Source organism: Micromonospora sp. NPDC049374, assembly GCF_040677165.1.
GTDB lineage: Bacteria > Actinomycetota > Actinomycetes > Mycobacteriales > Micromonosporaceae > Micromonospora.
Window position 1 is genome coordinate 29,934 of record NZ_JBFAQH010000011.1, and the last position, 24,797, is coordinate 54,730.

General features: G+C 71.7%; 23 protein-coding genes and 1 riboswitch. Of the genes, 9 read left to right on the forward strand and 14 right to left on the reverse strand.

All coding sequences use genetic code 11. The annotated features are described in order from the left end of the window. Nucleotides 1-18: 18 nt before the first annotated feature. The 3 genes from AB0J93_RS18875 to AB0J93_RS18885 are packed head-to-tail and all read right to left on the reverse strand — an operon-like array spanning nt 19 to nt 3,516. On the reverse strand, nt 19-2,268 hold the full coding sequence (locus AB0J93_RS18875; RefSeq protein WP_363923491.1) for a heavy metal translocating P-type ATPase: 2,250 nt from the start codon (nt 2,266-2,268) through the stop codon (nt 19-21). A gap of 11 nt (nt 2,269-2,279) precedes the next feature. Further along, nucleotides 2,280-3,272, reverse strand: coding sequence for a hypothetical protein (locus tag AB0J93_RS18880; RefSeq protein WP_363923493.1), 993 nt, complete (start codon nt 3,270-3,272; stop codon nt 2,280-2,282). 34 nt (nt 3,273-3,306) lie between these two features. Further along, the gene (locus tag AB0J93_RS18885; protein ID WP_093408540.1) at nt 3,307-3,516 is read right to left on the reverse strand and encodes a copper ion binding protein; all 210 of its coding nucleotides are present in this window, start codon (nt 3,514-3,516) and stop codon (nt 3,307-3,309) included. Nucleotides 3,517-3,630: 114 nt separating this feature from the next. Between AB0J93_RS18885 and AB0J93_RS18890 the strand changes: the two genes are divergently transcribed. From AB0J93_RS18890 to AB0J93_RS18900, 3 genes are all read left to right on the forward strand, one after another. Beyond that, nucleotides 3,631-3,927, forward strand: coding sequence for a metal-sensitive transcriptional regulator (locus AB0J93_RS18890; protein WP_093408543.1), 297 nt, complete (start codon nt 3,631-3,633; stop codon nt 3,925-3,927). A gap of 275 nt (nt 3,928-4,202) precedes the next feature. Beyond that, nucleotides 4,203-5,549: a YibE/F family protein gene (locus AB0J93_RS18895; protein ID WP_363923496.1), complete on the forward strand. Its 1,347-nt coding sequence runs from the start codon at nt 4,203-4,205 to the stop codon at nt 5,547-5,549. A 166-nt stretch (nt 5,550-5,715) separates the two neighbouring features. Continuing rightward, nucleotides 5,716-5,847: riboswitch (cyclic di-AMP (ydaO/yuaA leader) on the forward strand. A gap of 3 nt (nt 5,848-5,850) precedes the next feature. Beyond that, nucleotides 5,851-6,867, forward strand: a complete 1,017-nt coding sequence (locus tag AB0J93_RS18900) for a hypothetical protein (protein WP_363923498.1) — start codon at nt 5,851-5,853, stop codon at nt 6,865-6,867. A gap of 85 nt (nt 6,868-6,952) precedes the next feature. On the opposite strand, the gene AB0J93_RS18905 is transcribed toward AB0J93_RS18900, so the two are convergent. Then, complete coding sequence (locus AB0J93_RS18905) at nt 6,953-7,651, reverse strand: carbonic anhydrase (RefSeq protein WP_363923500.1); 699 nt, start codon at nt 7,649-7,651, stop codon at nt 6,953-6,955. 199 nt (nt 7,652-7,850) lie between these two features. Between AB0J93_RS18905 and AB0J93_RS18910 the strand changes: the two genes are divergently transcribed. The 4 genes from AB0J93_RS18910 (at nt 7,851) to AB0J93_RS18925 (ending at nt 11,139) form a co-directional block, all read left to right on the forward strand. Continuing rightward, nucleotides 7,851-8,186 carry a MarR family winged helix-turn-helix transcriptional regulator gene (locus AB0J93_RS18910; protein WP_363923502.1) on the forward strand — a complete coding sequence of 112 codons (336 nt, stop codon included), beginning with the start codon at nt 7,851-7,853 and terminating at the stop codon, nt 8,184-8,186. 97 nt (nt 8,187-8,283) lie between these two features. Then, nucleotides 8,284-8,751 (forward strand): hypothetical protein, encoded by a 468-nt coding sequence (locus tag AB0J93_RS18915; protein WP_363923504.1) that lies wholly within the window; start codon nt 8,284-8,286, stop codon nt 8,749-8,751. A gap of 241 nt (nt 8,752-8,992) precedes the next feature. After that, complete coding sequence (locus tag AB0J93_RS18920; protein WP_363923506.1) at nt 8,993-9,778, forward strand: hypothetical protein; 786 nt, start codon at nt 8,993-8,995, stop codon at nt 9,776-9,778. Nucleotides 9,779-9,882: 104 nt separating this feature from the next. After that, nucleotides 9,883-11,139 (forward strand): AI-2E family transporter, encoded by a 1,257-nt coding sequence (locus tag AB0J93_RS18925; protein WP_363923508.1) that lies wholly within the window; start codon nt 9,883-9,885, stop codon nt 11,137-11,139. Nucleotides 11,140-11,444: 305 nt separating this feature from the next. Here AB0J93_RS18925 and AB0J93_RS18930 read toward each other — a convergent pair whose 3' ends face one another. Next, entirely contained in the window at nt 11,445-12,113 is a 669-nt protein-coding gene (locus AB0J93_RS18930) for an alpha/beta fold hydrolase (protein ID WP_363923768.1), read from the reverse strand. Nucleotides 12,114-12,279: 166 nt separating this feature from the next. On the opposite strand from AB0J93_RS18930, the gene AB0J93_RS18935 reads away from it, so the two are divergent. Continuing rightward, nucleotides 12,280-12,459 (forward strand): hypothetical protein, encoded by a 180-nt coding sequence (locus tag AB0J93_RS18935; RefSeq protein ID WP_210937438.1) that lies wholly within the window; start codon nt 12,280-12,282, stop codon nt 12,457-12,459. A gap of 16 nt (nt 12,460-12,475) precedes the next feature. Here the strand turns inward: AB0J93_RS18935 and AB0J93_RS18940 are convergent, their stop codons facing one another. The 6 genes from AB0J93_RS18940 to AB0J93_RS18965 form a co-directional block, all read right to left on the reverse strand. Next, a complete protein-coding gene (locus tag AB0J93_RS18940) occupies nt 12,476-14,851 on the reverse strand; it encodes a glycosyl hydrolase family 65 protein (protein WP_363923510.1) in 2,376 nt (791 codons plus the stop codon). Continuing rightward, nucleotides 14,848-15,600, reverse strand: a complete 753-nt coding sequence (locus tag AB0J93_RS18945; protein WP_363923512.1) for a beta-phosphoglucomutase family hydrolase — start codon at nt 15,598-15,600, stop codon at nt 14,848-14,850. The genes AB0J93_RS18940 and AB0J93_RS18945 overlap by 4 nt, the downstream gene beginning before the upstream one ends. Nucleotides 15,601-15,727: 127 nt before the next feature. Continuing rightward, nucleotides 15,728-16,312, reverse strand: coding sequence for a hypothetical protein (locus AB0J93_RS18950; RefSeq protein WP_363923514.1), 585 nt, complete (start codon nt 16,310-16,312; stop codon nt 15,728-15,730). Nucleotides 16,313-16,920: 608 nt separating this feature from the next. Beyond that, on the reverse strand, nt 16,921-17,385 hold the full coding sequence (locus tag AB0J93_RS18955; RefSeq protein ID WP_363923516.1) for a DUF4442 domain-containing protein: 465 nt from the start codon (nt 17,383-17,385) through the stop codon (nt 16,921-16,923). Between the two features lie 105 nt (nt 17,386-17,490). Then, nucleotides 17,491-17,679 carry a DUF397 domain-containing protein gene (locus AB0J93_RS18960; RefSeq protein WP_363923518.1) on the reverse strand — a complete coding sequence of 63 codons (189 nt, stop codon included), beginning with the start codon at nt 17,677-17,679 and terminating at the stop codon, nt 17,491-17,493. Further along, the gene (locus tag AB0J93_RS18965; RefSeq protein WP_357581254.1) at nt 17,670-18,470 is read right to left on the reverse strand and encodes a helix-turn-helix transcriptional regulator; all 801 of its coding nucleotides are present in this window, start codon (nt 18,468-18,470) and stop codon (nt 17,670-17,672) included. The genes AB0J93_RS18960 and AB0J93_RS18965 overlap by 10 nt, the downstream gene beginning before the upstream one ends. Nucleotides 18,471-18,724: 254 nt before the next feature. On the opposite strand from AB0J93_RS18965, the gene AB0J93_RS18970 reads away from it, so the two are divergent. After that, a complete protein-coding gene (locus AB0J93_RS18970; RefSeq protein ID WP_363923769.1) occupies nt 18,725-19,063 on the forward strand; it encodes a hypothetical protein in 339 nt (112 codons plus the stop codon). Nucleotides 19,064-19,078: 15 nt separating this feature from the next. On the opposite strand, the gene AB0J93_RS18975 is transcribed toward AB0J93_RS18970, so the two are convergent. The 3 genes from AB0J93_RS18975 to AB0J93_RS18985 all read right to left on the reverse strand — a co-directional run bounded on the left by AB0J93_RS18975 (nt 19,079) and on the right by AB0J93_RS18985 (nt 24,773). Beyond that, a complete protein-coding gene (locus AB0J93_RS18975; RefSeq protein ID WP_363923520.1) occupies nt 19,079-20,380 on the reverse strand; it encodes an ABC transporter ATP-binding protein in 1,302 nt (433 codons plus the stop codon). A 145-nt stretch (nt 20,381-20,525) separates the two neighbouring features. Continuing rightward, on the reverse strand, nt 20,526-22,715 hold the full coding sequence (locus AB0J93_RS18980) for a bifunctional glycosyltransferase family 2 protein/CDP-glycerol:glycerophosphate glycerophosphotransferase (RefSeq protein WP_363923522.1): 2,190 nt from the start codon (nt 22,713-22,715) through the stop codon (nt 20,526-20,528). A gap of 15 nt (nt 22,716-22,730) precedes the next feature. Then, nucleotides 22,731-24,773: a DUF5941 domain-containing protein gene (locus AB0J93_RS18985; RefSeq protein ID WP_363923770.1), complete on the reverse strand. Its 2,043-nt coding sequence runs from the start codon at nt 24,771-24,773 to the stop codon at nt 22,731-22,733. Between the last annotated feature and the right edge of the window lie 24 nt (nt 24,774-24,797).

Here is a 24,797-nt window from a genome sequence, read left to right on the forward strand (position 1 = left end):
TCGGCCGACCGGAATTGTTCAAGAAACGGGGCGGAACCGGCGCAGCCGGAGGCTGTTGGCCACCACGAATACCGACGAGAACGCCATCGCCGCCCCTGCGATCATCGGGTTGAGCAGCCCGGCGGCTGCCAGCGGCAGGGCCGCCACGTTGTAGGCGAACGCCCAGAACAGGTTGCCCTTGATGGTGCCGAGGGTGGCGCGGGCCAGCCGGATGGCGTCCACCGCGGCCAGCAGGTCGTCCCGGACGAGGGTCAGGTCGGACGCCTCGATCGCCACATCGGCGCCGGTGCCCATCGCCAGGCCGAGGTCCGCCTGGGCCAGCGCGGCGGCGTCGTTGACTCCGTCGCCCACCATCGCCACCACCCGGCCCTCCCCCTGCAACCGGGCGACCACCTCGACCTTCTCCGTGGGCAGCACCTCCGCGATCACCTCGTCGACACCCACCTCGGCGGCCACCGCCCGGGCGACCGTGGCGTTGTCACCGGTGAGCAGCACCGGCTTCAGACCGAGCGCACGCAGCCGCCGTACCGCCTCCCGGCTGGTCGGCTTCACCTGGTCGGCCACGGCGAGCAGGCCACGGGCCTGACCGTCCCAGCCGACCAGCACGGCCGTGCGCCCCGCCGCCTCCGCGTCGGTCGCCGCCCGGGTGAGATCATCCGGTACGACCAGACCCCGCTCGCCCAGCAGCCGGGCCCGGCCGAGCAGCACCCGGCGGCCGTCCACGGTGCCGCTGACGCCCAACCCGGCCACGTTGGCGAAGTCGGTGACCGGCGGCAGCGCGCCGACCTCGGCGGCACCGGCCACCACCGCCCGGGCGACCGGATGCTCCGAGCCGCTCTCCAGGGCGGCGGCCAGCCGCAGCACCTCGTCGCGTCGCTCACCTTCGGCGGGGGTCACCGCGAGCAGGCTCATCCGGCCGGTGGTCACGGTGCCGGTCTTGTCGAGCACCACGGTGTCCACCCGCCGGGTGGACTCCAGTGCCTCCGGCCCCTTGATCAGGACGCCGAGCTGTGCGCCCCGCCCGGTGCCGACCAGCAGCGCGGTCGGCGTGGCCAGGCCGAGGGCGCACGGGCAGGCGATGATCAACACCGCCACGGCGGCGGTGAAGGCGGCGGCCGGTCCGGCGCCGTTACCCAGCCACCAGCCCAGCGTGCCGACGGCCAGGGCGATCACGATCGGCACGAACACCCCGGAGATGCGGTCGGCGAGCCGCTGGGCGGCGGCCTTGCCGCTCTGCGCCTGCTCGACCAGCCGGGCCATCTGGGCGAGCTGGGTGTCGGCACCGACCCGGGTCGCGGTGACCACCAGTCGGCCGCCGGCGTTGACGCAGCCGCCGATCACGGTGTCACCCGTTCCCACCTCGACCGGTACCGACTCGCCGGTGACCAGGCTGGCGTCCACCGCCGAGGAGCCCTCCTCCACCGTTCCGTCGGTGGCGATCTTCTCGCCGGGCCGCACCACGAAACGGTCGCCCACCGCGAGCTGGTCGACCGGGATCCGGGTCTCCACCCCGTCGCGCAGCACGGACACGTCCCGGGCACCCAGTTCCAGCAGGGCCCGCAGGGCCGCCCCGGCGGTCCGCTTCGCCCGCGCCTCGAAGTAGCGACCGGCGAGGATGAAGGTGGTCACCCCGGCGGCCGCCTCCAGATAGATGTTGCCGGCGCCGTCGGTACGGCCGATGTCGAAGCTGAACGGGTGGGTCATCCCCGGGGTGCCGGCGGTGCCGAGGAACAACGCCCACACCGACCAGCCGAGAGCGGCCAGCGTGCCCAGCGACACCAGGGTGTCCATGGTCGCGGCGCCGTGACGCAGGTTGACCAGCGCGGCCCGGTGGAAGGGCAGCCCACCGTAGACCACCACCGGGGCGGCCAGGGTCAGCGACAGCCACTGCCAGTAGGTGAACTGCCAGGCCGGCACCATCGCCAGCGCGATCACCGGCACGCTCAGCGCCACCGACACCCACAACCGGGTACGCAGGGCGGAAAGCGGATCCGCCGGTTCGGCGGCGGCCGGTGCGGCCGAGGTGGGCGGTGGCGGCAGGGTGGCCCGGTAACCGGTCTTCTCGACCGTGACCACGAGGTCGTCCGGGGTGACCGGGTCGGCGTAGGAGACGGTCGCCTTCTCGGTGGCGTAGTTGACCGTGGCCTGCACGCCGTCCATCCGGTTGAGCTTCTTCTCGATCCGGGCGGCGCAGGACGCGCAGGTCATCCCGCCGATGGCCAACTCGATCAGGTGCGGTGCGGCGGTCAGGGGTCGGCTCGTACTCATGGTTGATCCCGTCAGTCGTGCCCGTGCCCGGGGGTTCCGTGCCCGTCCTCGGGCCCGGGGGTGGCGTGCTCGTCGGCCGGTGCGGTGGTGCCGCCCGGGTCACCGACCTGCACGGTGAACTCGGCGGTACGCACCACACCCCGGTGGCGGAAGTCGAGGTAGAGCCGGTACGCGCCGGCCGAGGGGAACTCGGTGGCGAAGCTCACCTGCGGGCCGGGGGCGGTCCGCCCGTCTCCCGGATTGCCCTCGGGGTGTACGTGCAGGTAGGCCAGGTCACCGCGGCGCAGCGCCACCAGGTGACCGTACGCGCCGAGGTACGGCTCCAGATCGGTGACCGGTGCGCCGTCGCGGCTGACGGTCAGCGTCAGTGTCGTGGTGCGCCCCGGCTGTGGGGCTCCGGAGAGGGCGACGGTGTAGCCGTCGACCGTGGCGCTGCTCGCCGGGGCGGGCAGCGGTCGCTCGGTCAGCGCGCCGGGGACGGTCACGTCGACGCCGAGCGTCAGAGGGTCGCCGCCGGTCGGGGTGAAGTCGGCGAAGGCCCGCCACACCCCCGGAGAGTCCAGCGGCGAGGCGACCCGCCAGGTGCCGTCCCCGGCCAGTTCCGGATGTACGTGCCGGAAGCCGGACAGGTCGCGGCGGGCCACGATGAGGTGCATCCGTTCGTCGTGGGTGACGTCGTACCCGGTCGCGGGACGGCCATCGGGACCGGTGATCCGGAACGCGAACTCACCCGGCGACGCGTCGACCGGCACCAGGGTGTAGCCACGGTCGGAGACGAGCAGGCCGCCGGGCAGGTGCCCGGCCGCCCCTTCGTCGCGCCCGGCCGTCCCCTCGTGGCCGGCGTCACCCTCGTCGCGGGCGTCGCCGCCGTGGCCGGTGCCCTCGCTGTCGTGATCGGTGGCGACCGCGTTCACCGGGCCGGTCAGCTCTCCCACCCCGTATGCCGCGCCGAACACCGCCGCCAGGCCGAGCACGAAGCCGCTCAGCTTCGTCGCCGTGTTCATGGTTTGACCCCTCGGTCTCTGCCCGCCGGCCGGCTCAGGCGCCGGCCAACTCGTATCCGGCCTCGTCCACGGCGGCACGCACCGCGTCGTCGGACAGCGGCTGGTCGCTGGTGACGGTGACCCGACCGGCGGCCAGGTCCACCTGGACGTCCTTGACGCCCTCGATCGCGCCGATCTCGGTGCTGACCGCGTTGACGCAGTGCCCGCAGGTCATGCCCTGCACCTGGTACGTCGTGCTGACCATGGAACTCTCCTCACCAGTTCGGAAGGGCGGGCCAAGCACCCACCCCATACCCATAGGGGGTATCCGTCGCATCGACCGTACCATACCCCCCAGGGGTAGGTTATCCTTGCCGGCATGAGCACACCCGCGCCGATCCGTGGCTACACCGCCAGCAAGGACCAGCTCCTCGCCCGACTGCGCCGGGTGGAGGGCCAGGTGCGCGGCATCGAGAAGATGGTCGACGAGGACCGCTACTGCATCGACGTGCTCACCCAGATCTCCGCCATCCAGGCCGCCCTGGACAAGGTCGCTCTCGGCCTGCTCGACGGGCACGCCCGGCACTGCATGCACGAAGGTGCCGCCGAGGGGCGTGCCGACGAAATGGCGACCGAGATGATGGCCGCCGTGGGCCGGCTCATGAAGCGCGGCTGACCCGACCCGCCGACGCACCCGCGCGACCTGCGTCGGCAGGTCGGGCTGGTTACCATTCGCACACGATGGCCAGCCGAAATCCGTGCCTCGCGGCCCGAGGTCGCTGTCAGGCGCACGCCCGCACGGCCGTCGCGAGCAGGTCCACAGCTCACGGTACGCAGCCACCCCGCCACGTTCAGGCCATTCAGGCTGCCCTTCGACACGGTCGTCCGGCGGCACTGAACCGTCTCGCCCATCGACACGTACTCAGCCCTGAAATCGTTGGGAGACACTGAATGGGCGCCGACCACACCCGTTCCGCTCCGCCCACCCCACCGGGGGTGCGGCGGATCCTTGTCGTGACGGTGGTCCCCCTCTTCCTCGCCACCCTGGTCGCCGCCATCGTGCTCTGGCCCCGGGACGCCCCGAGGCCCGAGGCCGTCGACGACACCCCCCGCTACCACGGCACGGTCACCCGGGTGGTCAGCGAGCCCTGCCCGCCCAATCCGGTGGTGCCAGAGGGCACCCCGACGGCCGCGGACGGCCCGTGCGGCACCGTCACCGTCCGGGTGCAGACCGGACCGGACGCCGGGCAGGAGGTGCAGACGCCCATCCCGACCGGGCCCGGGGCACCCCGGGTCGACGTCGACGACGACATCATCCTGGTCTCGTTGACCGATCCGGAGGACCCCTCGGTCAGCACCTACAACATCGCCGAGCACCAACGCGGCAAGCCGCTGGTGTGGCTGGCCGTACTCTTCGCCGCCGCCATCGTCGCCTTCGGGCGACTGCGGGGCCTGGCCGCTCTGGGTGGCCTGGCCGCCAGCTTCGCCATCCTGCTGACCTTCGTGCTGCCCGGCATCAGCGCGGGCCAGCCGCCGCTCGCGGTCGCCATCGTCGGCGCTTCGTTGATCATGTTCGTGGTGCTGTACCTGACCCACGGCGTATCCGCCCAGACCTCGGTGGCCGTGCTCGGCACGCTCGCCAGCCTGGTACTGACCGGGCTGCTCGGGCTGGCCGCGACCGGGGCCACCCACCTGACCGGATTCGGCAGCGAGGACGCCACCACCCTGTCCATGTTCCGCGGCGACGTCGACCTGCACGGCCTGCTGCTCGCCGGCATCATCATCGGCTCGCTGGGCGTACTGGACGACGTCACGGTCACCCAGGCCGCCGCGGTCAACGAGCTGCGCCACGCCAACCCGAACCTCTCCCGCCGGGAGCTGTACCGCTCGGCCACCCGGGTCGGGCGGGCACACATCGCCTCGGTGGTCAACACCATCGTGCTGGCGTACGCCGGCGCCTCGCTGCCACTACTGCTCCTGCTGACCGCGGACTCCCGTGCGCTGGGGCAGATCCTGACCAGCGAGTTCCTCACCACGGAGATCGTTCGAAGCGTGGTCGCCACGCTCGGGCTGATCGCCGCGGTACCGCTGACCACCGCGCTGGCCGCGGTGGTCACCACCGCCGGGCGCGGCGACACCGGCGTCCGCAGTGGTGGATCCACCCCCGTGGTTCCCCGGCCGGCGACGGACCGGGCCGAGGCGCTCCGCGCCCTCAGCACCCCACCCACCCGAAACACATCCCCCGCCACCCCCTCGGGGTGGCCCGACCCGGACAGGAGCACGGACACCACATGGTGACACTCCTCAACGTGACCGCCCCTGCCGATGCGGCTCGTAACCGTGTCGCTGGTCACTCAAAGCGATTACGAAATGACGCATCTCGTCGGGTTCGGGGCGTAGAGGCACAGATGGACTGTCGGGTAACCTCACTGCCGGTCACCGCCGAAGGCGCGCAGCGGCGCCTGCGGTGCCACCGCCCAATCGCCGTCAGGCGAGCCGGGAACCCAGGTACGTGGGGTGAATCCGCGAAAGCGGTAGGGGCCACTTCCGTCCCGAACCCGTCAGCTAACCCGGTCGGCGGTCGATGGAAGGGAAAACAGTGACGGCACCCCTACGCCGCTGGTTGACACCCGTGGTGGCCGTGTTCGCCGCGTTCGCCGTGTTCGCCGGTCCGATGCCGGCGACGGCCGCACCGAACGACCCGAAACCAGCGGAGCACGACGACGACCCGCCGATGCTCAACGACTTGATCGAGGCGACCACCCGGGACTACTCCAAGGCCAAGGCCAAGCTGGAGAAGTCCAAGAAGCGCCAGCTCCGACTGGCGGTCGAGGTCCGCTCCGCTCAGGCCGACCTGGACGCCCTCTCCCCACAGGTCGCCCAGATCGCCACCCAGTCGTACCGGACGGGCCGGGTCGGCGCGATCGCCATGCTGTTGCAGAGCAGCGCACCGGACTCGTTCATCGACCGGGCCTCGGCACTGGACGAGCTGAACCTGGTCAACGACAAGAAGCTGGGCGAGGTCAACGCGATCAAGCTCCGCGCAGAGCAGGCCAAGCTCGCGCTCGACGCCGAGGTGCGCGAGCAGAAGAAGCTGACCAACGACATGGCGCGCAAGAAGAGCGAGGCGGAGAAGTCCCTCCGACTGGTCGGCGGTGTCGGCCTGACCGGCGGGCTGGTGGACGCCACCTCGCCGGTGGCCCGGATCGCGCCGAACCGGGCCTCGGACGGCGGCTGGAAGCCCGAGTCGTGCAGCCAGAACGACCCCACCACGTCGGGCTGCATCACGCCCCGGACGCTGCACATGTACAAGGAGGTCAAGCGGGCCGGATTCAACCGGTTCGTCGGCTGCTTCCGCCCGGGTGACAAGTTCGAGCACCCCAAGGGCCGGGCCTGCGACTGGTCGTTGCAGAACAGCGGCTTCAGGCCGTGGCACAACAACGACACCCGGATCTACGGCAACAACCTGGCCGCCTTCCTGGTCCGCAACGCCGACCGGCTGGGCGTCTACTACGTGATCTGGAACCGGCAGATCTGGTTCGCGGCGACCGAGCGCTGGAGCTCCTACAGCGGCCCGTCCAACCACACGGACCACGTTCACGTGTCACTGCTCTGATCGCCCGACGCGACGCACCGAGGGCCGTCCCGTCAACCGTGGCGGGACGGCCCTCGTCGTTCAGGACGTCGTCGTCGGTCGCGGATCAGGGCGCGGTCGCCATCGCACCGCCGAGTTCGGCGGGTTCCGCGGCCACCGCCCGCACCTCACCGGCGGCCAGGCGGTACGACATGCCGACCACCGCGCACCGCCCGGCAGCCACCTCCGCCGCGAGGGTCGTGGAGGAGGCCAGCATCGTCTCGACGGTCCGCGCGATGTGGATGTCCACGATCCCGTCCAGTTCGTGCACTCCGGCGTCCTGTGCCCGGTGCAGGCTCGGCACCACGGCGTCGACCACCGCACCCAGATGCCCGGGAGGCGTGGTCGCGGTGGCCAGTGCCTCGCGGGCCGCCTGGACGGCGCCGCACGAGTCGTGGCCGAGCACCACCACGAGCGGCGTACGCAGCACGGCCACCGCGTACTCCACGCTGCCCAGTACCTCCGACCCGACGGTGTGCCCGGCGGTGCGGACCACGAAGAGGTCGCCCAACCCGCGATCGAAGATGATCTCGGCAGCGAGCCGGGAGTCGGAGCAGCCGACGATCACCGCGAAGGGATGCTGTTCGGCCGCGACGGCGGCCCGCCGCCCGGCGTTCTGGTTGGGATGCCGCAGCGTGTCGGTGACGAACCGCCGGTTGCCGGCGAGCAGCTCGGCCAGGGCCCGCTGCGGGGCACCCGGAAGATCCGCAGTGAGCAGCTCGCGTTCCGGTCCGGGCTGCGGGCCGGGCGTTCCGGGTCGACTCATCCGGCTGCACCTCATCTCTGGGAGGAATGCCTGGTCATCCCGGCCGGCGCTGGTCACGGGCTGCCATCACGGTCACACGCGGCATAACGCACGTCAAGCTATACGTGATATGCATTTCATGCATCAGTCGACGCTTGCGCTCGGCCGAACCGGGGCCGGCAACGGCGCGAGCCGGGGTATCCGAACGGCAGGTCATACGATGGCGGGCATGGCGAGCACTGACGGACGGGAAAACGCGCGGAACTGGACCTTCCTCACGAACCACGCGCACGTCCTGCTCGCCATCGCCCGCAACCCCACCGCCCGGCTGCGCGACGTCGCGACCGAGGTCGGCGTCACCGAACGTGCCGCTCAGGCGATCGTCGCGGACCTTGAGGCGGGCGGCTACCTGCACCGCACCCGGGTGGGCCGGCGCAACGAGTACACCCTCAACCCGGCCGGGCGGTTCCGCCACCCGGCGGAGGCCGACCACCAGGTCGGTGACCTGCTGGCCCTCTTCACCAAGGAGCAGGTGACCGGCACCGCCGACCGCTGAGCCGACGGTCGTCCTGAGGGGACGACGTGGCGCGCTTCACCCGCCCCGAACGGTCGCGGCGCTGCGATCACGCCGACGGCGGGATAGGTTGGATCCCGTGCCGTCGCCAGCGTTCACCCGTCCACTGTGGCCGGCGATGCTGTGCGCACTGCGTGAGCTGACCCGGTTGGCGTTGGCGACCCTGGTGCTCGCCGTCGGCCTCGGCGGGGCCGTCGCGGCCGATCCGTCGGCCCGGTCCACCGCCGTACCCCTCAGCGCCGCGGTCGCCGTCGGCTCGCCGTCCACCGCGATGCCCGCCGTCCGGCCCACCGTCGAGCCCGCCCAGGCGGTCGACACCGGCCAGGCGGTCGACACCGGCCAGGGAGTCGACACCGGCCAGGGAGTCGACGCCGGCCAGGGAGTCGACGCCGGCCAGGGTTGGCGGCAGCCGTCGACCGACGCGACGCTGCGGCCCGACCGTGCCGACGCCACGCCAGCCGAAACCGCCCGGATCGATCACCGCGTCGCCCCGGTATCCGCCGTCCGCGCGGGCGAGCCGACCCGGCGCGGCCCACCCACCGGCTGACCGACGGCGGTCCGGCCGACCGATCGAGCCAGGTGACGCCGCCGCCCCACCGGCCAGACGCCAGGGCGGTCCAGCGGCCAACCGACCTCACCGCGCCAGTGCCACGGTGATCCCGGGACCACCCGGCAAGCCCGATCCGGCTGACCTGAAACGGCATCAGCCGTGCCCCGGGTACCCGGCCCGCCGTCACAACCCGCGTCCATCACAGTCGACGACTCATCCCGACCGCGAGGTGTTGATGATGCGTACCGCTCTCTCCTCCGTCCTGCTCGACGCGCCCCGCGCCGCCGCCATCTGGCTGGGCCTGCTCGGCGTGGTGACCCTCGCCGTCACCGGCCTGCTGCTGCGACCTCGACTCTTCCGCTTCGACGCCGGCACCCGCATCCGCGAGGCTGCACTGCCGAGCCGGTCCGACCACGTCGAGCACCGACGTGATCAGGAGCGCTGGGCCGAGGAGGTCACGGTCGCCGCAGACCGGGCCGACACCACGGCCCGGCACCGCCGTGACGAATGGCTCACCGCACAGGACGAGGCCGAGCAGACGTGGCGGGCGTACGAGGCGGCGGAGGCGGACGTACGCCGACTCTCCGGTGCGGCCGGCATGCCGCTGCCGCAGACCGCCCGCACCCCCGCCGAGTACGCCGACCGGGAGCGCTGGCTGCACCGGGCCGCCCTGGACGCGTACTGGCGACGGGAGCTGTCGGTGGAACAGCTCAGCGACGTCTTCGCGCACCGTGGCTGGGATCCCCGGTTGCACCCGGTCGAGCAGGAGTTGATGCTGCGCCGAGCGGTACGCGACCACCTCCTGGCCCGGCAGCGGGCGGCCCGGGAACGGGAGCAGGCCACCTGGCGGGCCGCGGAGCTCGCCGCCGCCGCGGCCCGCAGTTTGCGCGAGGAAGCGGCCGCCGCACTGTTGCCGGTGGTGGAGGAGCGCGAGTCGATCCTTCCGCTGAGCACGCCCGGCGCTGCCGAGCAGACCCGGGAGATCCCGGCGGTCGTCGGCCGGGCACCGGTCGCCGCGTACTGAGTCGGGTCTCGCAGGCCGAACGCCCTCCGGCCCGGTTTCCGGCAATTAGTGTCGGAGGGACGTCGACCGGGTACCGACCTCGCCGGACATTGAGGAGGGCCGACGTGGTCGCAAGCGATGGCGGGAACCCGCCCGACGAAACGGCGGTCCGGGGCGCCGGACCGCGCCAGACCTGGGCCGCTCTGCCCTGGCTGGTCCGTTCCGCGGTGGTGTGGAGCGCCTGCCTGGTGGTGATCTCCGCCGGGCTCTACCTGCTGGCCCGGATCACGCTGCTGGTCACCCCGCTGGCCATCGCCATGGCCGCGACCCTCTTCCTCGCCGCGCTGCTCGATCCGGTGCAACTGGCGTTGCGCCGGCTACGCCTGCCGGGCGCGCTCGCCGCTCTGCTCAGCGTCCTACTCCTGCTCGGCATCCTGGGCGGCGTCGGCGCGCTGGTGTGGAGTCTGACCGCCGACCAGTTCAGCGAGTTGGGCGAGGAACTGCGTCAAGGGCTGGAGCGCACCCGTGAGTTCGTCACCTCCACCCTGCCGGTCAGCGACGCACAGCTCGACAGCCTGCTCGACCAGATGCGCCAGGCGATCAGCCAGCAGGAGGTGGACCCGGTCGCCAGCGCCCGCACCGTGGCAGAGGTCGTGGGCTCCGCCCTGCTCGCCCTGGTGCTGCTGTTCTTCCTGCTCAAGGACGGCCGGGAGATGTGGCACTGGACGCTGCGCCGGGCCGGCGGGCGCCACCGGGACATCGCCGCCGAGGCGGGCCGCATCGGCTGGCACACCCTCGGTTCGTACAGTCGGGGCACCATGTTGATCGCGGCCATCGACGCCATCGGTATCGGTCTGGCGCTGGTGCTGCTCAGGGTGCCGCTGGCGTTCCCGCTTGCATTGATCACCTTCATCGGCGGTTTCGTGCCGATCATCGGTGCCACCGTGGCCGGCGCGGTCGCGGTGCTGGTGGCGCTGGCCGCCAACGGGCCCACCACCGCCCTGCTCACCCTGGCCGCCGTGATCGCTGTTCAGCAGATCGAGGGCAACCTGCTGGAGCCGCTGGTGATGAAGCGCCAGGTACGGCTGCATCCGGTGGTGATCCTGCTCGCGGTCACCGCCGGTACCCTCATCGCCGGCATCGCGGGTGCCTTCGTGGCGGTCCCGATCACGGCCGTCGCCTGGCGGGTCATCGACAGCGTGCAGCGTCAACGGCAGGCCGCCGCAGCTACCGCCGACCCGGCATCCGGTCCCCCACCATCGGACTCGCCACCATCGACGAAGCCACCGTCCCGCCCCTCTACCACTCCCGCCGAACCGTCCCCCTCCGAACCGTCGCGCTCCGAACCGTCGTCGCCCGGACCCGCTCCCGAGCCCACCTGACGCGGCCGACGCCCCGCACTTGGCTCCCGCGCCCCGCACTCAGCGCCCGGAACTCGGCGCCCCGCCCCGCACTCGGCGCTCGGCGCTCGGCGCTCGGCATCGGCTTGCGGCAAGTCGGGCCATCAGCCCGGCGGAAGAGCCCGACATACCGCAAGTCGCGACCTCACGGTCAGCGGCGTCGACCCCCCGCCCGCCTCACAACTTGCGGCAAGTCGGGCCATCAGGCCAGCGGAAGAGCCCGACATACCGCAAGTCGCGACCTCACGCCGACCAGCGACCTGGGTGCGGGAGCGGCGAGCAGCGTCCTAGGCGGAGGCGGGTTGCGGGTGCAGGTGGTCGTGGAACCAGCCAGCCGCCGCCCCGGCAACCTGGTCCAGCGTGCCGGGCTCCTCGAAGAGGTGCGTCGCGCCGGGGATCACCCGCAGTTCGGCCCGGGATGTCAGCGCACCGAGCGCCTGCTCGTTGAGCGTGATCACCTGCTCGTCCAGTCCGCCGACGAGGAGCAGCGTGGCGGCGCGTACCTGGGCGAGCGCGGCACCGGCCAGGTCGGGACGACCACCGCGGGACACCACCGCTCGTACCAGATCCGGCCGTTGTGCCGCGGCGACCAGCGCGGCGGCTGCCCCCGTGCTCGCGCCGAAGAGGCCGACCGGGGTCGTCCCGAACGGCCGCTCGGTGGCCAGCCAGTCCACGATCCCGGCGAGACGGTCGGCCAGCAGCCCGATGTCGAAGCGCAGCTCGGCGGTGACCGCGTCCACCTCGTCCTCGGCCGGGGTGAGCAGATCCACCAGGACGGTGCCGAGCCCGGCACTGTTGAGCTGGTGAGCCACCGCCACGTTGCGCGGGCTGTGCCGGGAGCTGCCGCTGCCGTGCGCGAACAGCACCGCACCGACCGGCTCGGCCGGCACCAGCAGATCGGCCGGGAGCAGGACCTCACCCGCCGGGATCGTCACCGCTTCGCTGCGCACGTCCATCTCGCCCCCCAGTGGCTGACTCACCCGCCCGGATACCCGGCCCGGCCGACAACACGCCCTCCGGTCGCCCGGCGAGCGGGTTTGCGCCGGGGGGTGGCGGGTAGCCGACGGACGACCGCAGACGGACCGGCGTCACCGGCGCCGCCGACAGATCGCGAGGACCGTCATGGCGCATCACCAGCGCGAGCCCGTGCAGTCCGCCGCCGAACGTGAGCGGCGGGAACAGGACGACAAGCGCGGACGGGACTGGGCGGACGACGCGGCCCAGGCGCGTTCGGCCGACGATCCTCGGGCGAGGACACCACACGACGCCACCGGCCGCCCTTCCCAGGGCGAGCCCATCTGACGGCGGCCCAGCTGGGTCAGGCCGGGTTCTCCGGCAGCCGGAGCAGGGGTGCCCGACCGGGTGCCTGCTCCGGCGTCGGCAGGTCCGTACGCGGCGGCGGATTCGGTACGGTCACCGGCTCGTCGCAGGTGACCCGCACTGGCTTACCGTGGTGACGCAGCTCGATGACGGAGTCCGGGGCGGCGTGGTGCAGGGCGTACGTCGTGTCGTGGCCGCGTACCTCGACCCGCAGCCGCATCCCGCACCATTGGAGCGAGAACGACAGGCCGTTGAGCCGGCTCGACAGGCACGGCGCGAAGGACAGCGTTCCATCATGGTCCCGCAGGCCGCCGAACCCGGCGACCAGCGCGATCCAGGCGCCGGCGAGCGAGGCCATGTGCACCCCGTCGCGGGTGTTCTCGTTCAGGTCGTGCAGGTCCATCAGCGCGGCCTCGCGCAGGTAGCTGTGGGCCAGATCGTGGTAACCGATCTCCGCCGCCAGCACCGCCTGGGTGCAGGCCGACAATGAGGAGTCGCGGACCGTACGCCGCTCGTAGTAGAGGAAGTTTCGCAGCTTCTCCTCGGTGGTGAAGGCGTCGCCCCGCCAGTGCATGGCCAGCTCCAGGTCGGCCTGCTTGATCACCTGCTTGCGGTACAGGTCGAAGTACGGATAGTGCAGCAGCAACGGGTACTTGTCCGGTGGGGTCTGCTCGAAGTCCCACTCCTGCAACCGGGTGAATCCCTCCACCTGCTGATGCACCCGGAGGTCCTCGTCGTACGGGATGTGCATGGCTGCGGCGGCGTCCCGCCACGCGGCGGCCTCCTCGTCGGTGACCCGGAGGTGGAACGCCTCGTCGCGGTACCGCATCGCCACCTCGGCGGCGGTATGCAGATTCCGTTGGGCCATCAGGTTCGTGTAGATGTTGTCGTTCTTGACGGCGGTGTACTCGTCGGGACCGGTGACCCCGTCGATGTGGAAGTTGCCAGCGCGGTCGTGGTGCCCGAGCGAGCGCCACAACCGTGCGGTCTCCACCAGCAACTCCAGCCCGATCTCCCGCTCCAACTGCCGGTCGCCGGTCACCAGCACGTAGCGGCGCAGCGCGTCGGCGATGCCGGCCGCGATGTGGAACGCCGCGGTGCCGGCGGGCCAGTATCCCGAGGACTCCGGCCCCTCGATGGTGCGCCACGGGAAGGCGGCACCGGCCAGGTTGAGCGTCCGCGCCCGCTCCCGGGCCTGTTCCAGGGTGGAAAAACGCCAGTACAACGCGTCCCGTACGGCGGCCGGGTGGGTGTACGTCAGCACCGGCAGGACGAACATCTCGGTGTCCCAGAACGCGTGCCCGTCGTACCCGGGGCCGGTGAGCCCCTTGGCCGAGATGGGCCGGCGTTCCGCCCGCGCGCCCGCCTGGAGCACGTGGAACAGGCCGAACCGGACCGCCTGTTGCACCTCCGGATCCCCGTCGACCACGACGTCTGCGGCGTCCCAGAACTCGTCCAGGTACTCCCGCTGCTCACGGACCAGCCCGTCCCAGCCGTCCAACTTCGCCGCGGCCAACGCGGCACCGACCTGGTCGCGCAGCGCCGGCAGCGAACGCCGGCTGGACCAGCCGTAGGTCAGGTACTTGACCACCTGGAGCTTCTGGCCCGGCGCCAGCACGCAGGCCACTGTGGTGCGCACCCAGTCCTCGTACCCCTCGGAGCCGACGGACGTCCGGGCCGGCGACGTCACCTCGTGGTCCATGGCGGCGGCGACCCGCAGCCCGGAGACCTTTGTCTGATGGATCAGCAGCCCACCGGCGGGGGTGGTCAGCTCCTCCTCCGCCTGCAACGGTGACTCAAGCACCGCGGCGACGCGCGGGTCGCGGCTCTGTGGTGGCAAGGTCTCGTTGGCCACCAGCTCCGACTGGATGATCAACCGCAGCGGCTTGTCGTCGGCCACCTCCACCTCGTAGCGGATCGCGGCCACCGAACGCTGGCGGAAGGAGACCAACCGGGTGCTGTTCACCCGGACCTCGCGGCCGGCCGGCGAGCGCCAGTGCAGCGACCGGTGCAGGGTGCCGGCGCGCATGTCGAGGATCCGCTCGTGGGCGAGCACCTCGCCGTAGCGCACGTCGAGCGGCTCGTCGTCGACCATCAGTCGGATGAGCTTGCCGTTTGTGACGTTGACGATGGTCTGGCCGGATTCGGGGAAGCCGAACCCGGCCTCCGCGTACGGCAGGGGCCGCAGCTCGTAGAACGAGTTGAGGTAGGTGCCGGGCAGCCCGTGCGGTTCACCTTCGTCCAGGTTGCCGCGCAGGCCGACGTGGCCGTTGGAGAGTGCGAACACCGATTCGGACTGGGCGAGCACGTCCATGTCCAGCCGGGTCTCCCGGACGTGCCACGGTTCGACCGGGTACGCCCGTTCCCGGATCACTCGGGCCGCCCGGTGTCGAGCAGGTCCGCGAGGTCGGCGACCACGACGTCGGCACCGTGCGCGCGCAACTCGTCGGCGTGGCCGGCCCGGTCCACGCCGATCACGTACCCGAAACCGCCGGCCCGGCCGGCTTCGACGCCGGCCAACGCGTCCTCGACCACGGCCGCCTTCTCCGGCGTCACGTCGAGCAGTTTCGCTCCGGCGAGGAAGGTGTCCGGATGCGGCTTGCCGCGAAGCCCCTCGGCTCGGGCGGTGAGCCCGTCCACCCGAGCCTCCAGCAGCGGCTCCAGGCCGGCGGCGGCGATCACCTCACGGCCGTTGGCACTGGCCGTGACGACCGCCCGCCGCAGCCCCGCCGCGGCCACCGCCTTGAGGTACGTGACCGAGCCGGGGTAGACATCCACTCCGATGGTGCGGATCCGCTCCAACACCAGGGCGTTCTTCTGGTTGCCGAGACCGTGCACGGTCTGGGCCCCCGGCGGATCCTCCGGCGCGCCCTCCGGCAGGGTGATGTCACGCGAGGCGAGGAAGGTGCGCACCCCGTCGAGACGCGGGCGACCGTCGACGTAACGGTGATAGTCCGGCCCCGGATCGAACGGCCGGTACGGCTCACCGGTGGTGGCCGACCGGCGGCGCAGGTAGTCGTCGAACGTCTCGGTCCAGGCGGCATTGTGCACCCGGGCGGTCTGCGTGAGCACACCGTCGAGGTCGAACAGAACAGCGGTCACATGATCAGGCAGGCCGAGCATCGTATCAATCTATCCGCCGACGCGTACCGGCAAACGCACTTCCACGGATACCGGCGCGGCGGTTCGCGCGGCGACGCGACGTCGTACGGGTGCGGTCAGTCGGCCGGACCCAGCCCACCCGGCGTGATCAGAGTCCGGCTGCGGAGTCGTACCGGCGGCGCAGATCGGCCATTTCGGACGCTTCCAGCGCCTCCTTCTCTGCCAGTTCCGCGTACTTGGCCGGGAACATCTGCCGCAGCCGGTCGATGAACCTGGTGTCCTCGGTCGCCTCGACCACCTGGATTCCCACCGGCTCGGTGGACATGTCCATGATCACGGGGCCGGCCAGTTTGACCGCCCAGTCCCAGGTACGTCCCTGCTCGGCAACCCCGCAGAGGTGGAATCCGTAGACCGTCTTCACGTCGGCGAGCACGGTGACCTCGGCCGGCTCGTAACCGTAGACGTGGACTCCGCAGATCACCGCGGGCTTGGCCTCCTCGCCGTTGGCCACCTGCTGGAGGTCGTGCCCGGCGTGGTTGTGCTGTTCCGGGTCGGCCTGCTCCAGCGTGGTACGCATCCGGTTCATGATCTGCCCGTGCAGATCCGGCGGCCCGGTCTCCGAACTGGCCGACTTGACCAGTACGACAGCGCCCGCCGACACCACCAGCAGGATCGCCGCCGCCCACACGTAGCGGTGCCGGAGCCACCCTGCGAAACTCTCCCGGGAAATCATGATCGCTTCTCACCTCGTCGCCGGTTCTGTGCGTTGCGGACCGCTGGGACGCCTCCGGCGTGTCGACGGTCGACCGTCTCGGTCGGCGCGAAGACACGTGCCGGTGATACGAACGGCGGAACACCCGTGCCCGGGTAGGTGTGACCGCGCGGTGAAGTGGACCCAGCTGAGCGGCGCGCAGGCATCCCGCCCGAGCGATGCGCTACCGGCACTGCGTTGCTCCCGTGCTGGCCGTGCTCAGCGCGTTTGCCCCCGCGCTGCGGCGATATGAGCCATTCCAGCACGCTTGGGCCCACCCCGGCAACATCGACGATCCTCAACGGTCCCGACGACGCCCTGAAGTCGATCATCGCCCGGCGCGGGACAGGCGCAGCCGTGCCGCATCACACGCGATCCCCCGCGCAGGACGGCCGCAGGATGCCGCATCACACGCGATCCCCGCCCAGGACGGGCGCAGGATGCCGCATGTCGGGCGATCCTCGGGTCAGTAAGGCCCCACCTGCCGCATCCCGGGCGCTTCACCAGGACGGAAGAGGCCAAGATGCCGCATGTCGAGGCGGGCCGACGAGGCCGGGTGTCCGGCCCGAGCCGGCTGCGGTGGGCTGCGGTCAGTTCGGGCGCAGGGTCCAGATGACGGTCATCTCCGCGGTGGGCTTGCCCGCCTCGGTGGCGACTTCCACACGTACCGGAAATTCGGGTCGCTCGCCGGCCTCCAGTTCCGCGATCACCTCGGCCGGCGGCCGACCGAGCCGAGCCGTGGCCCGCACCGGGCCCATGGCGAGCTTGCGGTACGCGATCTCCGCCCGCACGGCCAGCGGCGTGGCCCGGTCGAGCAGATGGCCGAACGCGGCGAGCACCACCGCGCCCGAGGCCGTCTCCCCGAGGGTGAACATGGCCCCGGCGTGCGGACCACCGACGTGATTGTGGGTGGCCGGCGAGTCGGGCAGCCGGACCACCGCCCGGACCGAACCTTCCGCCTCCGGGGCCACCTCGACGAATTCGAAGCCGAGCGTACGAGCGAAGGGCACCGCCTCAAGCATGCCGGCCGCCACCTGCCGCGAGTCGATGGTCATACCCCAGACGCTACCCGCCGGTAACTTGTCAGGCAAGGCGCGATCCGTGGCAGTGCAGGTGTTCCGGGATCGGCGTGTCGGCCACCTGCACTGCCACGGATCGGGTCAGCGCCGGGTGGCATACGTGAGAAAGGCGCGCCAGGTGTCGGGGGTGAAGGTGAGCGCCGGGCCGTGCCGGTCCTTGCTGTCGCGCACGCCCACCACGCCGGGCAGGTTGTCGGCGACCTCGACGCAGTCGCCCTGGTTGCCACTGCTGCGGCTGCTCTTGCGCCAGATCGCGCCGGTCAGGTCCATGATTCCGCCGCCTCCGAGATCATCTTGAGGGTGGCCCCGTGCGGCAGCGCCTCGGCCCGGACGGACTCCCAGTGCTGCCGCAGGGAGTTTACGTCCACAGTGCGCTCTGCGATGGTGCCCTTCAACTGGTTGTCCAGGTAGGCGAGGTCGTCGCCCTCGGAGGGCGTGGCGATCACGAAGGCGCCGTTGAGCCCGGGATAGGCACCGACGCCCCTGGGCACCACGTGCAGGTGCACCCGCGTCCGGTTGCCCACGGTCACCAGGTGCCGCAACTGCTCCCGCATCACCTTCGGGCCGCCGACCGGGCGCTCCAGCACCGTGTAGTCGAGCACCGCCACCAGCAGCGGCGGGTTCGGCCGGTCGAGCACCTTCTGCCGGTCGAGGCGGGCGGCCAGCGGCTGCTCCACCTGGTCGCCGACGAGGTGACTCGCGCCCTCGTAGAGCGCGCGGGCGTACTCCTCGGTCTGGAGCAGGCCGGGCACCACCAGCGGCTGGAAGCTGCACAGCGCGGTGGCCTCCTGCTCGATCGTCACCCACTCCCGGAACCACGGCATCAGGCTCTCCTTGAGGATCGCCTCCCGGATCCGCAGCAGCAGCCCCTCGCCGCCCAACGCCTCGTCGCAGCGCTGGGTGAACTCCTCCCGGGGTGCACGGCGACACTGCTCGACCGAGGCCACAAGCGACGCCGAATAGTTGATCTGCTCGCCGAGCGCCTCCTGGGAGAGCCCGGCCCTCGTCCGGAGCCGGCGCAGCTCACCGGCGAACAGTTCCAGCATGGGCATCCGATCCATCTGCACACCTCTGCACATCGGTGCCGACCGTGTCGTACGGCCGGGCTGGTAGGGCGCGATCGCCTTCCGAAGCTAGTGCCGCCCTCACCAGACTGTCACGTAACGGATACCCCGGGTTGCGGCAGATCGCGGGGTCTTCGTACCCGGGGTCCGTCCGGCCTCCCCCGCCGAGACGGACCCCGGACCCCATGGCGGCGAGTGGAGACAGTGGATCGGAGCGAATGGACATGAGCAGCCCTGTGCCGAGCCGGCCGGTGATCGGCCATCAGCTACCGCAGCCAGGCGGCGGACCAAGCCCGGACCGCCCTCGGGCATACCCGGCGCACGAGACACCGCACACCCCGCTGCGCCCACGGTGGTGCTGCCGGGCCTGCGGGCATCCGTGGCCCTGCTCGATGGCCCGCCTGCTGCTCAAGGTCGAGTACGGCCGCAACGAGATCGGCCTGTCGATCTACCTCTCCGGCCTGTTTTACGAGGCCACCCGCGACCTCTACCGGCTCAACCCCGACGACGGTCCCACCCCACGCGACCTCTTCACCCGCTTCGTCGCCTGGTCCCCCTACCGCCGCCCTCTTTCGCCTCCGCCTCGATGATCGGGCGGGGGCAGGTCAGCGCCAGCCGACGTCGATGCGGTCGCCGCGCTCATCGAAGAAGTGCAGGGCGTCCATGCGTACCTGGACCGCGAGCGGGTGGCCGGCGGTGACGGCGGGGTACGGCGCGAGCCGGACCGCGAGTTCGGCCGGGCGGCGGTGGTGACGGCCCGGGTCGTGCAGCACGCTGGTCCGGTTGCCGTTGGCCGTCGGGGTCGTCGACTCGTTGGTCCGGCCAGTGATCCGCTGCATCACCTGACCGAACCGGCGCAGACCGCGCTGACCGGGCGGAGTGTCCGCGTCCGCCGGAGCGCCGATGTCGTCCACCATGATGGCGGTCGCACCGATGTCGAGGAAGGCGAGCGACTCGTGGCCGTGGTGTTCCAGGTAGCGAATGCGGCCCTGGAGCACGTCACCGGGGGTGTCCGGGGCGACCGGGGTGAGCGCCTCGGCCCGCATCCCGACCACGATCCGCTCGCCGTGGTAGTGCGCCACGGCCCGGCTGCGGATGTCGTCCCAGGGCAGGTAGAGCGCCTGCTCCCCGAGGGTGAGCGTGACGTAACGATCGAGATGGACGTAGACCGACGCTTCCAGCAGGTTCATCCGGGGGCTGCCCAGGAACGCGGCCACGTAGAGGGTCGCCGGCCGCCCGTACACCTGGGTCGGGGTGCCGACGTCCTGGAGGACGCCCTTGCGCATGATGGCGACCCGGTCGGCCATGGTCAGCGCCTCGGCCTGGTCGTGCGTCACGTAGATGGTGGTGACCCCCAGCTCGCGGGTCAGGCCGGAGATCTCCGCCCGCAGCTCCGCACGGAGACCGCTGTCCAGGTTGGACAGTGGCTCGTCCATCAGGAAGAGGCCCGGCCGGCGGACGATCGCCCGGCCCATCGCGACCCGCTGCCGCTGCCCACCGGAGAGCTGGCTGGGGCGCCGGGCCAGCACGTCACCGATGCCGAGGGCGCTTGCCACATCGGTGACCCGCTCGCCACGCGGGGTCGGCTCGACCCCGGCCAGCTTGAGCGGAAAGGCGATGTTGTCGTTGACGCTCATGTGCGGGTAGAGCGCGAAGTCCTGGAAGACCATCGCGATCTTCCGCTCCCGGGGCGGCAGGTCGTTGGCCAGTTCCCCGTTGAGCATCACCGCACCGGAGGTCGGGTCCTCCAGGCCCGCGACCATCCGCAGCACCGTCGACTTCCCACAGCCGGACGGCCCGAGCAGCACCATGAACTCACCGTCGTTCACGTCCAGATTGATGCTGTCGACCGCGACCGTGCCGTCGCGGAAGACTTTTGTGACGTCCTTGAGCGCGACGGTGGTCACCGTCTCCTCCCCACCTCGTCCACGGAACCCCGAATGACTGTGGCCAGGATCATGCGGATGGCACATCGGGTAAACGTGCCATGTTTGAATCGTGACAGACCTATTACGTTCCATCGATTAGCGGCGATTGTGCGGAACTTCCAACTCAGACCGGGTTCTCCCCGAGGAACACCTGGCGCACCACCCGCTCTGCGGCACGCCCGTCCTCAAGGGCGCAGAACCGCTCCCGGAAGCGTGCCCGGGCCCGCTCGGCGTCGGGCGACCGCAGTGCACCCGAGCGGAACACGTCGAGCAGTTCGGTGAAGGTCCGGGCCACCGGGCCGGGTGGCTCGGCGATGATGTCCAGGTAGACGCCCCGGGTCAGCCGGTAGGCGTCCCAGTCCGGCGCATAGATGACGATCGGCCGATCCAGGACGGCGTAGTCGAACATCGCCGACGAGTAGTCGGTGACCAGCACGTCGGCGGCGAGGTACAGGTCCTCGACCCGCGGATGGGCGCTGACGTCCAGGAGCCGACCACGGGCGGCCGGAGGTGGCAGCCGCCGATCCCGGTCGTGGAAATAGTGGCTGCGCATCAGCAGCAGGCCGGCGGGGCCCAGCGCGTCGAGGAAGCGCTCCGGGTCGAACGGCGGCCGGTACCGGGGCAGATGCTCCCGATGGGTCGGCGCGTACAGCACGACCTGCTCACCGAGGCCGGCGTCGAACTCCGCGCGTAGCCGCAGCACCTCCTCGGGGGTCGCGGTCACCAGCCGGTCGTTGCGCGGGTACCCCACCTCCAGGGTGGTGTACCCGGCCGGATAGGCGCGTTCCCACATCTGGGTGGAGAAGCTGTTCGAGGTGACGCTGTAGTCCCACCGGTCCACTCGGCGCAGCAGCCCGGCGAAGTCCATCCCGCCCGCGCCCAGCGGATAGCGCTGCTGGTCCAGCCCCATCACCTTGACCGGGGTGCCGTGGTGGGTCTGCACGTGCACCGTGCCGGGCCGCTTGCGTACCGAGTCCGGGAAGTTGACGTTGTTGATCAGCCATCGGGCTCGCGCCAACGCCCGGTGGTACGCGGCGGTGCCCGCGACCACGTACTCGACCCCCTCCGGCAGCGTGTGCACCCGGTCCCGCCGGACGATCCACACGCCCCGGACCTGCGGTGCCAGCCGGCGGGCCGCCTCGTAGATCGCGGCGGGATTACAGGTGTAGCCGCGGTACCAGTACGCGGCGTAGACGGCCAGGTTCTCCTCCACCGGTCGACGCCGTTCGGCCCGCTGGTACTGGCGCAGCACCACGTCACGGGCCCGCCGCACGCCGGCCCGGGCCGGTGGCAGCACCCGTCGGCGGGCCCCGCCGGCAACCCGGCGAACGGTCTCCCCCGCTCGGCTCGCGGTCCGCAACGCGCTGAACGTACGCCACTGGCCGGCCGCCACCAGCCGGTGCTTGAGCCCCGCCACCCCGCCCGGCACCCGGTGCCCGTCGGGCGGCCGGAACCGGGCGTGCTCGATGGCGACCCGGGCGAAGAAGGTCGGTCGCAGCTCGGGCCCGATCCGGTCGCCGTTGCCGAGCACCACCAGGTAGTGCCACATCATCCGCTCGAAGATCGCCGGCCGCAGTTCCTCGGCCCCGAGCCGGTCCAGCTCCCGGAAGACCCGGTGCCACTGCTCGAACACGTCGAAGTGGCGCTCGCCCCGGGTCCTCGTGATCGCCCCCGCCCGCCGCTGCCGGTAGTTCACGCAGATCAGATCCAGCACGCCGATCCGGTCGGCGGAGAGCAGCGCCGGATAGCTGAACGAGACGTCCTCGTACCAGCCGGGTGCGAAGCGCAGCCCCACGTCGGCCAGGAACTGCCGGCGGACCAGTCGATTCCAGGCGGTGTGCAGCAGCTTCACCGTCTCCGGCCGCTCGACCAGCCGGAACGTGACCGGCCCGGGCGGCACGGGGAAGACCTCGGCCATCGCGCTGCGGGTCACCGTGTCGTCCCAGTGCGCGCGTACGTGGTCGACGAGCAGCACGTCCGGCCGGGTCTCGCGCAGTCGGGCGGCCACCTCGACCAGGCAGTCCGCCGCCAGCCAGTCGTCGCCGTCGACGAACCAGACGTACTCGCCGACGGCCCGGTCCAGCCCGACGTTGCGCGCCGGGCCGAGCCCGACGTTGCGGTCCAGGCGTACGGCGGTCACCCGGTCGTCACGCTCGGCGTACTCGGTGAGGATGTCGCCGCTGCCATCGGGGGAGCAGTCGTCGACCCCGATCACCTCGATGTCGACAACCGGTTGGGCGAGGATCGAGTCGAGGCATTCCCGCAGGTAGCCCTGCACCCGGAAGGCCGGGACGACGAAGCTGATAAGCGTCATCGTCCCGGCTCCTCCTCAGCGCGTCGCGCGACCTCCCGCAGCCGCCGGCACCTGCGCGGCGCGTACCGGCCGGACCACCCAGGCCAGCACCACGCTCGCCACGAACAGCGCCAACAGGTAGATACCGAGTGTAGCCAGACCAATACTCACGATTCCGGCGATCGTCGCCAGGGCCAGCAGCGCCGAGCGTCCCTCCCAGCCGAGCGTGGCGGCGTGCAGCGGTGGTGCGGGCTGCCGCTTCTCCAGCCGGGCGACCAGGTCGTAGTGGTGCAGGGTGAGCACGAAGACGTACCCGAAGATGAGCCACGGCGGCGCGCCGCCGATCAGCCCGACCGCGATGGCGAACAGGAACTCGGCCGCCCGCAGCGCGGCCGGCACCAGCCAGTCCAGCGGCCCGTTGTGTGCCGCCCGCGCCCCGGCCGCACCGACCAGCAGCACCAGCAACGCCACCGGCACCGCGACCAACGACACCGCCGGCAGGCCCGTCCACCGCCACCAGTCCGCCGAATCGATCTCGCGGGCCGCGTCGCCGATCCCGAGCAGTTCCACGGACGGCGCCGGCAGGCGGAGCACCAGGCCGAGCAGGAGCAGGACCGCCGCGCCCAACGCCGCCACCACCGCGAGCGCCAGCGGCCCCGGCCGCCGCAGCACCGGTAGCCGGGCGGCCAGCGGGCCGTCGTCGCGGTGCAGGGTCGCGTCAAGCGTGTCCAGCACCGGCACCCACATCCAGCGGGCCCGCAAGGTCCGCAGCCCACCGGTGTACGCGAACGCCAGCACACCCCAGGTCAGCACCGCGAACAGGGCGATCCGCTGGTCGAAGAGCGCCACGGTAAGCGAGATCAGCGCCCACCGTTCCCCGATCGGGAAGACCACCGTGCGCTTGAGCCAGTACGAGATCGAGCCGGTGTCGGCCTGCACCCGGGTCGACGCGGCGTTCAGCCGGTCACCGATGCCGCCGCCACCGGCACCGACGCTCTTCGGCCGGCGCGCCGCCTCGTCGTGCAGCACGCCGTACCAGGCGTCGGTCATGTGCCGCACGGTCTGCATCGTCATCGCGGCGATGGCGAGGGCCCAGCCGTACCGGAACCCGGCCTGGGTCGCGCCGAGGCCGAGCCCGGCGTAGACGAGGTACTCCTTCGCCCGGTCGGCCATGGTGTCCAGCCAGCCGCCCCAGGCACTGAAGTTGCGGGTGTAGCGGGCCAACTGGCCGTCCACGCAGTCCAGCACGAACCCGAGGTAGAGCAGCACCGCCCCGACGACCAGCAGCGGCCGGCCACCGGCGGCGAACATCGCCGCCGCGGCGACCGCGAAGGCCACCGACACCATGGTCACCGCCGTCGGGCTCAACCCCAGCCGGGTGCAGGCCTTGGTGACGTACGGCGACCAGGTGCTGACGAAGTAGGTGGTGAAGAAGTCGTCCTTCTCCTTCACCGACAGCCGCAGCTCGGCCCGGTCCTCGTCGACCGCCGCCACCGCCGCCTCCGCCCGTTCCAGCCCCGCGACCTCGTCGACCCGGTGCGCGACGAGCAGGCGTACCCGATGCGCGAAGACCAACGCGCCCTGCCCGGTGAGGGCGGTGAAGAGCTGATCCACTGCGGGCCCGGCCGCCGCATCCGGGCGGGCGGCCGGCCCGGCCGACTCGAACAGCTCGACCGCGACGGCTCCGGCCGGTAGCCGACCGGCGGCGACCGCACGGGCGGCGGCCACCAGCGCCGGTACGTCCTCCCGGCCGACCCGGACCGCACCGCCGAAGATGCCGGTGGCCGCACCGCCCGCCAACTGTTCAGGGCGGCCCGCTTCGACCACCTGGCCGCGTTCCTCGCGCAGTACCGTCCGTCCGTCGCTGGGCGGATCGGTCAGCACCAGCGCCACGGTCGGCCCGACCGGGCTGGTCAACAGGTGCCGCAGCATGGCCGTGTGTGCGACCAGGTCGGCCCCGCTGATCACCACCGGGCCGTTCGCCGAGCCGGCCAGTTCGGCCAGCTCGTCCAGGTCGGTGGCCACCCGCACCTCGGCCGCACCGGCTTGGCGCCACTGCCTGGCCAGCCGTTCGCCCATGCTCTCACCGGTACCCGTCGGCAG

Excerpts from the sequence above, each read along its gene's own strand:
- AB0J93_RS18875 (WP_363923491.1), bottom strand. The coding sequence starts at position 2,268 with ATGAGTACGAGCCGACCCCTGACCGCCGCACCGCACCTGATCGAGTTG.
- AB0J93_RS18880 (WP_363923493.1), bottom strand. The coding sequence starts at position 3,272 with ATGAACACGGCGACGAAGCTGAGCGGCTTCGTGCTCGGCCTGGCGGCG.
- AB0J93_RS18885 (WP_093408540.1), bottom strand. The coding sequence starts at position 3,516 with ATGGTCAGCACGACGTACCAGGTGCAGGGCATGACCTGCGGGCACTGC.
- AB0J93_RS18890 (WP_093408543.1), top strand. The coding sequence starts at position 3,631 with ATGAGCACACCCGCGCCGATCCGTGGCTACACCGCCAGCAAGGACCAG.
- AB0J93_RS18895 (WP_363923496.1), top strand. The coding sequence starts at position 4,203 with ATGGGCGCCGACCACACCCGTTCCGCTCCGCCCACCCCACCGGGGGTG.
- AB0J93_RS18905 (WP_363923500.1), bottom strand. The coding sequence starts at position 7,651 with ATGAGTCGACCCGGAACGCCCGGCCCGCAGCCCGGACCGGAACGCGAG.
- AB0J93_RS18910 (WP_363923502.1), top strand. The coding sequence starts at position 7,851 with ATGGCGGGCATGGCGAGCACTGACGGACGGGAAAACGCGCGGAACTGG.
- AB0J93_RS18920 (WP_363923506.1), top strand. The coding sequence starts at position 8,993 with ATGCGTACCGCTCTCTCCTCCGTCCTGCTCGACGCGCCCCGCGCCGCC.
- AB0J93_RS18930 (WP_363923768.1), bottom strand. The coding sequence starts at position 12,113 with ATGGACGTGCGCAGCGAAGCGGTGACGATCCCGGCGGGTGAGGTCCTG.
- AB0J93_RS18935 (WP_210937438.1), top strand. The coding sequence starts at position 12,280 with ATGGCGCATCACCAGCGCGAGCCCGTGCAGTCCGCCGCCGAACGTGAG.
- AB0J93_RS18945 (WP_363923512.1), bottom strand. The coding sequence starts at position 15,600 with ATGCTCGGCCTGCCTGATCATGTGACCGCTGTTCTGTTCGACCTCGAC.
- AB0J93_RS18950 (WP_363923514.1), bottom strand. The coding sequence starts at position 16,312 with ATGATTTCCCGGGAGAGTTTCGCAGGGTGGCTCCGGCACCGCTACGTG.
- AB0J93_RS18955 (WP_363923516.1), bottom strand. The coding sequence starts at position 17,385 with ATGACCATCGACTCGCGGCAGGTGGCGGCCGGCATGCTTGAGGCGGTG.
- AB0J93_RS18960 (WP_363923518.1), bottom strand. The coding sequence starts at position 17,679 with ATGGACCTGACCGGCGCGATCTGGCGCAAGAGCAGCCGCAGCAGTGGC.
- AB0J93_RS18965 (WP_357581254.1), bottom strand. The coding sequence starts at position 18,470 with ATGGATCGGATGCCCATGCTGGAACTGTTCGCCGGTGAGCTGCGCCGG.
- AB0J93_RS18980 (WP_363923522.1), bottom strand. The coding sequence starts at position 22,715 with ATGACGCTTATCAGCTTCGTCGTCCCGGCCTTCCGGGTGCAGGGCTAC.
- AB0J93_RS18985 (WP_363923770.1), bottom strand. The coding sequence starts at position 24,773 with ATGGGCGAACGGCTGGCCAGGCAGTGGCGCCAAGCCGGTGCGGCCGAG.